The following is a 9,053-nucleotide window of genomic DNA, read 5'->3' as shown; positions in this document are numbered from 1 at the left end:
CTCCGCGAACCGCGCAGCGAACACCGGCGACACATCCAACAACTCCACCGCCATCCCCACCCACTGCCCACCCTGACCCGGAAACACGAACACCGCAGACCCAGCACCACCCACCACAGAACCCGACGCCACCCACTCACCCGCCACACCCACCGACCGGCACTCGAACACCGACCGCGACCGCCACAACGACCACGCCACATCCACCACGTCGAGCGAGCCGGCCTCGGCGGTGAACTTCGCGAGCCGGGACTCCTGCTCCGCGAGCGCGGCCGGAGTGCGGGCCGAGACGAGCCAGGGCAGTGCGACCTCACGGGCGGGCGCGCCCGCGACCGGGTGAGCCGGCTCGGTCACGGCCGGTTCCGTCACGCCTTCGAGGACGACGTGGGCGTTGGTGCCGCTGATGCCGAACGACGACACCGCCGCCCGCCGCGGCCGGCCGTGGGTCTCCTCCCACACCCGGGCCTGCGCCAGCAACTCCACCGCACCCGACGACCAGTCGACCAGCGGCGAGGGGGTCTCGGCGTGCAGGGACTTCGGCAGCGTCGCGGCCCTCATGGCCTGCACCATCTTGATCACGCCACCGACGCCGGCCGCCGCCTGTGCGTGGCCGATGTTCGACTTGAGGGACCCGAGCCACAGCGGGCGGTCGCCGTCGCGTTCCTGACCGTAGGTCGCCAGCAGCGCCTGCGCCTCGATCGGGTCGCCCAGCCTGGTCCCCGTGCCGTGCGCCTCCACCACGTCCACGTCCGCCGCCGACAGACCCGCGTCCGCCAGCGCCGCACGGATCACCCGCTGCTGCGCAAGACCGCTCGGCGCCGTCAACCCGTTCGACGCACCGTCCTGGTTGATCGCCGAACCCCGCACCACCGCCAGCACCTGATGACCCAGCCGACGCGCGTCCGACAACCGCTCCAGCAGCAGCACACCCACACCCTCGGCCCAGTTGGTGCCGTCGGCGCCGGCCGCGAAGGGCTTGCAGCGGCCGTCGGGGGCCAGCCCGCGCTGACGGCTGAACTCGACGAACATGCCGGGGCCGGACATCACGGTGGCGCCTGCGGCGAGGGCCAGTGAGCACTCGCCGGAGCGCAGCGCGCGCACCGCCAGGTGCAGGGCGACCAGGGAGGAGGAGCAGGCCGTGTCGACGGTGACCGCCGGGCCCTCGAGACCCAGCGCGTAGGCGATGCGCCCGGACGCCACACTGGCCGTCGTGCCCGTGAGGAGGTGGCCTTCGACGGCCTCGTCCGCTTCGTGGAGGCGGGGACCGTACTCGGGCGCGGTGACTCCGACGAAGACGCCGGTGGCAGTGGCGTGCAGGGCACGGGGGTCGAGTCCGGCCCGCTCGATCGTCTCCCAGGAGGTTTCCAGGAGCAGCCGCTGCTGCGGGTCCATCGCCGTCGCCTCACGCGGCGAGATCCCGAAGAAGGCGGCGTCGAAGTCGGCCGCGCCCGCCAGGAACCCGCCCTCGCGGACATAGGTGGTGCCGTTGCGGTCGGGGTCGGGGTCGTAGAGGGCGTCGACATCCCAGCCGCGGTCGGTGGGGAACGCCGTGACGGCGTCGGTCTCGTCGTGGACCAGTCGCCACAGGTCCTCGGGGGCGCGGACGCCGCCCGGGAAGCGGCACCCCATCGACACGATCGCGATCGGCTCGTCGGCGGCCGCGTGGCGATCGCGTGCGGCTACCGCGGTGGGGGCGGAGGCGGAGACGCTCAGGCTCTCGGCGAGCCGGGCGGGCGTGGGGTACTCGTAGACGGCGGTCGTCGCCAGGGCGAGGCCGCCGCCGACGGAGTTGATCCGGTCGCGCAGCTCGACGGCGGTGACGGAGTCGATGCCGAGCTCTTTGAAGGTCCGCTGCGGGTCGACCAGGGCCTGGTCCGGGTAGCCGAGGACGACCGCGGTGCACTCGCGGACGAGCCGCAGCGCGTCTCCGCTGCCGAGTCCGGAGCCCGCCTCGTCGCCGGAGGCGGTCGCCGTGCCGGTCGCGGGGGCGGTCACGGTCGCGGGGGCGTCTGCGCCGGGTGCCGTCGCGGTGGCCGTCGGCGCGTTCGCGGCGTTGTCCGGGGCGCCGGTGACCCAGTGCCGTCGGCGCTGGAAGGCGTAGGTGGGCAGCTCGCAGCGCCGGGGGGCCAGGCCGGTGAAGACGGGGGCCCAGTCGACGTCGGCGCCGTGGCTCCACAGGGCGCCGAGGGAGGTCTGGAACCGGGCGGCTCCGCCCTGGCCCCGGCGCAGCGTTCCGGTGACCACCGCATGCCGGGGGCCGGTCGCGGCCTCGACGGTCTCCTTGACCGGGGCGATGAGCACGGGGTGCGGGCTGACCTCGACGAAGGAGCCGTGCCCCGCGAGCGCCAGCGCACGCACGGCCGGCTCCAGGAGGACGGGGTTGCGGAGGTTGTCGTACCAGTACCGGGCGTCGGTGACAGGGCCTTCCAGCCAGTCTCCGGTGACCGTGGACAGGAAGGGCACCTCCGGCCGGCGCGGGGTGATCCCCGCGAGGAGGCCGAGCATCTGCTCGCGCACCGGGTCCACGTGCGGGGAGTGGGAGGCGTAGTCGATCCCGACGCGGCGGGCGCGGACGTTCTCGCGGTCCGCGGTGGCGAGGATGTCGTCGACGGTCTTGATGTCGGCGGAGACGACCGTGGAGGCAGGGCCGTTGAGGGCGGCGACGGTGACGCGACCGTCCCATTTCCCGGTGAACCGGCGGGCGGCGTCCTCGGAGAGGTCGAGCGCGACCATTCCGCTGCGGCCTTCGAGCGGTACGAGGATCTTGCTGCGCAGAGCGACGACCAGGGCGGCGTCCTCCAGGCTGAGGGCTCCGGCCACGCAGGCGGCGGCGATCTCGCCCTGTGAGTGTCCGACGACGGCGGCGGGCCGGACGCCGTACGACTGCCACAGGGCGGCCAGGGACACCATGACGGCCCAGAGCACGGGCTGCACGACGTCGGACCGGTCCAGGGGCGGGGCGTCGGCGTCACCGCGCAGCACGGCGGCGAGATCCCACGTGACGTGCGGCGCCAGCGCCTGGCCGCACTCCGTGAGGCGGGCTGCGAAGACGGGTGAGGACGCGAGCAGTTCGGCGGCCATGCCGGCCCACTGGCTGCCCTGGCCGGGGAAGACGAACACGGGCCGGTTCACGTCACCGTCGAGGGGGTGGGACGGGGCCGCTGCGGCGAGGCCGCCGAGCAGACCGGCGGTGTCCGATCCCACGGCGAGGGCCCGGTGCGCCAGTGGAGTGCGGGTGGTCAGCAGGGACCATGCGACGTCCACGGGGTCGGCGCCGGTGTCGCGGACGTGTGCGGCGAGGCGGTCGGTCTGCAGGCGGAGCGCGCCGGGCGTGGCGGCGGACAGCAGCCAGGGCACGGTGACGGGGGTGGAGCGCGGCCGCGGCGGGCTCATGTCGGCCTCGGGGGCTTCTTCGAGGACGAGGTGGACGTTGGTGCCGCCCATGCCGAAGGAGGAGACTCCGGCGCGCAGCGGGTCGCCGGGCGCGGCCGGGGCCCAGGCGACGGTGTCGCGTTGGACGTGCAGGCCGAGGCCGTCGAGGTCGATGGCGGGGTTGGGCTCGTCGTGGTTCAGGCTGGGCACGAGCCGGCGGTGGGACAGGCAGAGCACCGTCTTGAGCAGTCCTGCGATGCCGGCGGCGCCTTCCAGGTGGCCGATGTTGGTCTTCACCGAGCCGACGGCCAGCGGGGCGCGTCGCCCGTCGGCGGTGCCGAGCACCGCGCCGAGGGCGGCGGCCTCGACGGGGTCGCCGACACGGGTTCCGGTGCCGTGGAGTTCGACGTAGCCGATGCCTGCGGGGTCGACCCCGGCGCGCAGACAGGCGGTGCGCAGGACGGCCGCCTGGGCGTCGGCGTCCGGAGTGGTGATGCTGGTTCCGGCGCCGTCGTTGTTGAGGGCGCCGCCGCGGATGACGGCGTGGATGTGGTCGCCGTCGGCGACGGCGCGTGAGAGCAGCTTCAGCACGACGATGCCGCCGCCTTCGCCGCGTACGTAGCCGTTGGCGCGGGCGTCGAAGGTGCGGCAGGCGCCGTCCGGGGAGAGCGCCCCGAACTGGGCCGCAGCCAGGGAGCTCTGCGGACTGAGGTTGAGGTGGACGCCGCCGGCGAGGGCGAGGTCGCAGTCACCGAGCCGGAGGCTGTCGCAGGCGAGCTGGACCGCGACCAGGGAGGAGGACTGGGCGCTGTCGACGGTCACGCTGGGGCCGCTGACGCCGAGCGCGTAGGACAGCCGGTTGGCGATGAGGGAGCGGTGCAGACCGGTGAGGGTGTGGTGTCCGGTTCCCTGTCCCGCGTCGCGGACGACGTCGGCGTAGTCGCACCCGTCGACGCCCAGGTAGACCGCCACGGCGCGCAGGGCGGGGGTGACCGGGACGCCGGCGTGCTCCAGGGCCTCCCAGCCCAGTTCGAGAGCGAGGCGGGCCTGCGGGTCCATGGCGTCGGCCTCGCGGGGCGAGATGCCGAAGAACGCGGCGTCGAAGTCGGCGGGTGCGCCGACGTAGCCGCCGCGCAGGGGTGCGGTGCCCCCGTGCGGGGTGGGCCAGCCCTGGGCGGGCACGCCCGTGCGCCGGTCCTGCGGAGTGTCGGTGACGGCGGTGCGGCCCGCGGCCAGCAGCTCCCAGTAGGCGGCCGGATCGTCGGCGCCCGGGAGCCGGCACGCGAGGCCGACCACGGCCACGGGCTCCTGACCCGGAGCGGTGTTTCGGACGGCGGTGGGCACCGGCTGGTTCATCGAGGGCACTCCAAAACCGGGGGCGGGAGGCTGGGGGTGGATCACACATTCGCACGCGGACAGGGGCCGTCCGGCGATCCGGGGAAACGCTCTAGGGGAATCTCTAGGCACGTCGTGGGCCGTGGCCGGCCGATCGCCCCGGCCGGCCACGGCCGCTGCCGGCGGACGCGGTGGCGGGCCATAGCCAGTGGCGGGGTCCTGCCGCAAGGGGCGGCGGTCTAGGCGAATGCTCGAATACGAACGGGCACTCTGTGGGGGCGGATTCGACCGCGCGTCCTTCGGCGCGGGTGCGTGCGCCGGTGCCGGGCCCGCCCTGGTCGATCACGCGAGCGGTCGCACTCCCCGGTCGAGAGAAGGGCTGATCGATGACTTCGGCAATGGCGCCTGCGGCGCCGCACGGCGAGGAGGCCCGCACGCTGGCGGCTCTCGCCGTCTCCGCGGCGACCGTCGACGGCGGTGTGCTCAGCGACGTGGAACTCGCGGCGTGGCTGGAGGACAGGCGTCGCGCCCAGCCGCAGCGGGTGGAACGGGTGCCGTTCGCGGGACTGTCCGGCTGGCGGTTCGAGGAGGGGACCGGCGATCTGCGGCACGCGAGCGGTGGCTTCTTCTCGGTGCACGGGCTGCGGGTCCACTCGGACTTCGGTCCGGTGTCCGCGTGGGAGCAGCCGATCGTCGATCAGCCGGAGATCGGGATCCTGGGGATCGCCATACGGGACTTCGACGGCATACCTCACCTGCTGCTGCAGGCGAAGTCGGAGCCGGGCAACGTGAACGGGATGCAGTTGTCGCCGACCGTCCAGGCGACGAAGAGCAACTACCGGCGCGTGCACGGAGGTTCGGCTGTCCGCTACCTGGAGTGTTTCCGCAGTCCCGAGCCGGGCGCGGTGGTGGCCGACGTCCTCCAGTCGGAGCAGGGTTCGTGGTTCCTCCGCAAGAGGAACCGCAACATGATCGTGCGGGTCGGTCCGGAGGTGGAGGCGGGCGAGGACTTCGCATGGCTGACTCTGCGTCAGGTGAACATGCTGCTCCAGCAGGACAATGTCGTGAACATGGACGCCCGGACGGTCCTGTCGTGCCTGCCCGACTGGCGGCCGGACGCCTCCGCGCTGGCCGGATCCCTGCACTCGGACGCCGAGATACGCAGTTGGATCACTCGGCGACGGGCGGAGCACGACGTGAGCGTGGCGCCGATCGGACTCGCGGACACCCAGGGCTGGCGGCACGATCCGCACACGGTGTCCCACGTGCGCGGACACCACTTCAGCGTGGTGGCCGTGGACGTCGTCTCGGGCCGCCGCGAGGTGGCGGCGTGGTCGCAACCGCTCATCGAGCCGCACGGGACGGGGATCGCCGCCCTGTTCGTGCGCCGGATCGACGGCGTACGCCATGTGCTGCTGCGGGCCCGCGCCGAGGCCGGCTTCCTGACGGTGGTCGAGCTGGGGCCGACGGTGCAGTGCACGGTCCAGAACTACTCACACCTGCCGCGCTCGTCGTGGCCTCCCTATCTCGACGAGGTGCAGAACCGGCGCGGCGGCGCCGTGTACGACGTGCTGCTGTCGGAGGAGGGCGGACGGTTCCTCAACGCCCAGAGCCACTACGTGATCATCGATATCGGGGACGAGGACGGAACGCCTCTGGAATCGGAGGAGTTCCGCTGGGTGTCGCTGCGGCAGGTCGACGAACTGCTTCGCTACAGCCACAACCTGAGTGTTCAGGCGCGCACGCTGGTCACCGCGCTGAGGTCGCTGTGACGACCCCGGCGGCGCGGCCGCTGCGCCTGGGGGTGATCGGTACCTCGTCGATGGCCGAGCGTCGGGTCCTGCCGACGGTGACCCGCATGCCGGAGTGGGAGCTGACGGCCGTCGCAGGACGCGCGGCGAAGAAGGCGGCCCGCTTCGCGGAACAGTTCGGCTGCGCGGCCGAGGAGGACGCCGAAGCGCTGCTGGAGCGGACGGACGTGGACGCGGTGTACGTGTCGACCCCGACGGCTCTGCACCGCCACTGGGCCGAGCAGGCGCTGCACGCGGGCAAGCACGTGCTGGTGGAGAAGCCGATCGGGATCGACGCCGCGCAGGCGCGTTCCCAGTGCGCGCTGGCAGCGGAACGCGGACTGGCACTGCGGGAGAACTTCATGTTCCTGCACCATCCGCAACACGCCAGGGTGCGGGAACTGATGGCCGACGGCCGCGTGGGCCGGCCCGCCGCGTTCCGTGCCGCGTTCTGCATTCCGCCGCTGCCGCAGGACGACATCCGCTACGACGTCCGGCTGGGCGGCGGCGCGCTGCTCGACGCCGGCGTGTACCCGCTGCGGGCGGCCGTGCACCTGCTCGGGCCGGGGCTGGAGGTGGCCGGGGCGACGTTGCGCACCCGCGCCTCGGACGGCCTCGATCTGTCGGGTCAGGTCCTGCTCATCTCACCGTCGGGGATCCTGGCCGAGTTGGCGTTCGGCTTCGAGCACGCCTACGCGTCGACGTACACGGTGTGGGGCGATCGGGGCCGGCTGACGGTGACCCGGGCGTTCACTCCGCCGGCCACCCATCAGCCGCTCCTCGTCATCGAGGAACAGGACCGCGAGGAGCGGCTGGTGCTGCCCGCCGCCGACCAGTTGGCGCTCCTTCTGGCGGAGTTCGCGCACGCGTGCCGCTCGGGCGGCGGCGACACCCGGCAGCTCATGGACTCGATCGCCACGATGGACCTGGTCGACGCCGTCCGTACGACGGCCCGACGGGTGCCGGTGTGCTGACTGCCGACCGCCCGCGGCCGCCGGACCGACGCGGCCCGGAAGGGGGCCTCGCAGACAGGTGAATATCTCAGCGAGGCAACAACCGCCCGAACTCTAGGAAAATCACGATCACGACCCGGTTAATCTGGGGCCATGACGGCCAGAACAGCCAAGGCGAACACCCGAACTTTCACACAGAATGCGCGGCGGGCGCAGATAGTACAGGCGGCTATCGAGACGCTCGCCGAATCCGGCTACACGAAGGCGTCGTTCAGCAGAATCTCGCAGCAGGCCGAACTCTGCAGTACGGGAATGATCTCCTACCACTTCTCCGGCAAGCCCGAGCTTTTCGCGGAAGCCGCGCGCGTCATCCTGGAAATGGCCGAAAAGGTGGCCGGAATGCGCATGAGTGACGAGCGGACGTATCGCGGCAAGCTGGGCGCGTACATCACGTCGAACTTCGACTTCATCACGCGCTATCCGATGCACACCCAGGCGCTCACCGAGATCGTCAAAATGATCCGGGACCGCCAGATCACCGGTCTGGAGGACGTCGAACGCAGCATCATGTCCGTGGACCGGCTTGCCGAACTGCTGGAACAGGGTTGTGAAGCAGGGGAGTTCGGCAGCTTCGACTGCCTCACCATGGCTCTGGCCATCCGTGGCGCGATCGACGCCGTCCTGCGCCGCCATCTGTCGCAGGCGGCGATGGACCTGGACAGCTGCGCCCGCGAACTGACGGTCGCGTTCGACCGCTGCACGACGCCCGTGTGAGACCACGTTCGGCCGGCATGCCCAAGGCCACGACTCCGGAGCACTTATCATGACCTCCCCCACACCCCGCCCTGAGTCCACGACGCCCACGTCCGCACCTGTCGCGACGGCGACCGCCTCCGCATCCGAAAGCCGCTCGTCACCCTGGGCTTTCGTGATCGCCGTCGGCTGCGACATCGTGCTTCCCGTGGGGCTCTATTACCTGTTACGCGCGGGCGGAGCGGGGGAGATCACCGCTCTGCTGCTCAGCGGTTCGGCGCCCGCCCTGCACACGCTCCACTCCGCGATACGCCATCGCCGGCTGGACGCCATCGGGGTGTTCACCCTGGCGCTGCTCGCGGTGAGCGCGGTCGCCTCGCTGCTGACCTCGGACCCGCGCATCGCTCTCGCCCGCAACGGCCTGTTCACCGCGCTGGCCGGGGTCTGGCTGCTGATCACCCTGTTCACCGGGCGCCCGTTCACCTACCAGGCGCTGCGCACTCTCCTGCCCGGCAAGACCACGACACTGGAGCGGCTGTGGGCGTCCGACGCGTCGTTCCGACGGGTGTGGCGCGGCCTGACCGTGCTGTGGGGTGTCGGCCTGCTGTGCGACGCCCTGCTTCGGCTTCTCATGGCCTACGCCCTGCCCGTCGACAGCGTGCCCGCGCTGGACGGCGCCCTGTACGCGATCTCGTGGGTCTTCCTCCAGGTGATCACTCAGGTCGTGCTGGTCCGCACCCGCACACTCGCCAAGATCTTCGGCAGCCTCGGACCCGGCCGCCGCTTCGCGTCGACGCCTGCGCGGGACGAGGCGGCCGACTGAGGGGACAGGGAACCGCGTGCCCGGCAC

At 72.2% G+C, this 9,053-nt stretch carries 5 protein-coding genes; 4 read left to right on the top strand and 1 reads right to left on the bottom strand.

The features are described from left to right. Positions 1–4,728, bottom strand: a 4,728-nt coding sequence (locus ACH4ZA_RS20455; protein ID WP_398430817.1) for a beta-ketoacyl synthase N-terminal-like domain-containing protein, incomplete at its 3' end; no start/stop codon positions are given. A 365-nt stretch (positions 4,729–5,093) separates the two neighbouring features. Here ACH4ZA_RS20455 and ACH4ZA_RS20450 point away from each other — a divergent pair. The 4 genes from ACH4ZA_RS20450 to ACH4ZA_RS20435 all read left to right on the top strand — a co-directional run bounded on the left by ACH4ZA_RS20450 (position 5,094) and on the right by ACH4ZA_RS20435 (position 9,026). Further along, a complete protein-coding gene (locus ACH4ZA_RS20450; protein WP_398430816.1) occupies positions 5,094–6,479 on the top strand; it encodes an NDP-hexose 2,3-dehydratase family protein in 1,386 nt (461 codons plus the stop codon). After that, the gene (locus ACH4ZA_RS20445) at positions 6,476–7,471 is read left to right on the top strand and encodes a Gfo/Idh/MocA family protein (protein ID WP_398430815.1); all 996 of its coding nucleotides are present in this window, start codon (positions 6,476–6,478) and stop codon (positions 7,469–7,471) included. The genes ACH4ZA_RS20450 and ACH4ZA_RS20445 overlap by 4 nt, the downstream gene beginning before the upstream one ends. A 132-nt stretch (positions 7,472–7,603) precedes the next feature. After that, positions 7,604–8,224, top strand: coding sequence for a TetR family transcriptional regulator (locus ACH4ZA_RS20440; protein ID WP_398430814.1), 621 nt, complete (start codon positions 7,604–7,606; stop codon positions 8,222–8,224). A gap of 154 nt (positions 8,225–8,378) precedes the next feature. Further along, on the top strand, positions 8,379–9,026 hold the full coding sequence (locus ACH4ZA_RS20435) for a VC0807 family protein (protein WP_398430813.1): 648 nt from the start codon (positions 8,379–8,381) through the stop codon (positions 9,024–9,026). The last annotated feature ends 27 nt before the right edge of the window (positions 9,027–9,053 follow it).

The organism is Streptomyces sp. NPDC020597, assembly GCF_044335095.1.
Taxonomy (GTDB): domain Bacteria; phylum Actinomycetota; class Actinomycetes; order Streptomycetales; family Streptomycetaceae; genus Streptomyces.
This window is presented reverse-complemented; position numbering and strand designations above follow the sequence as displayed.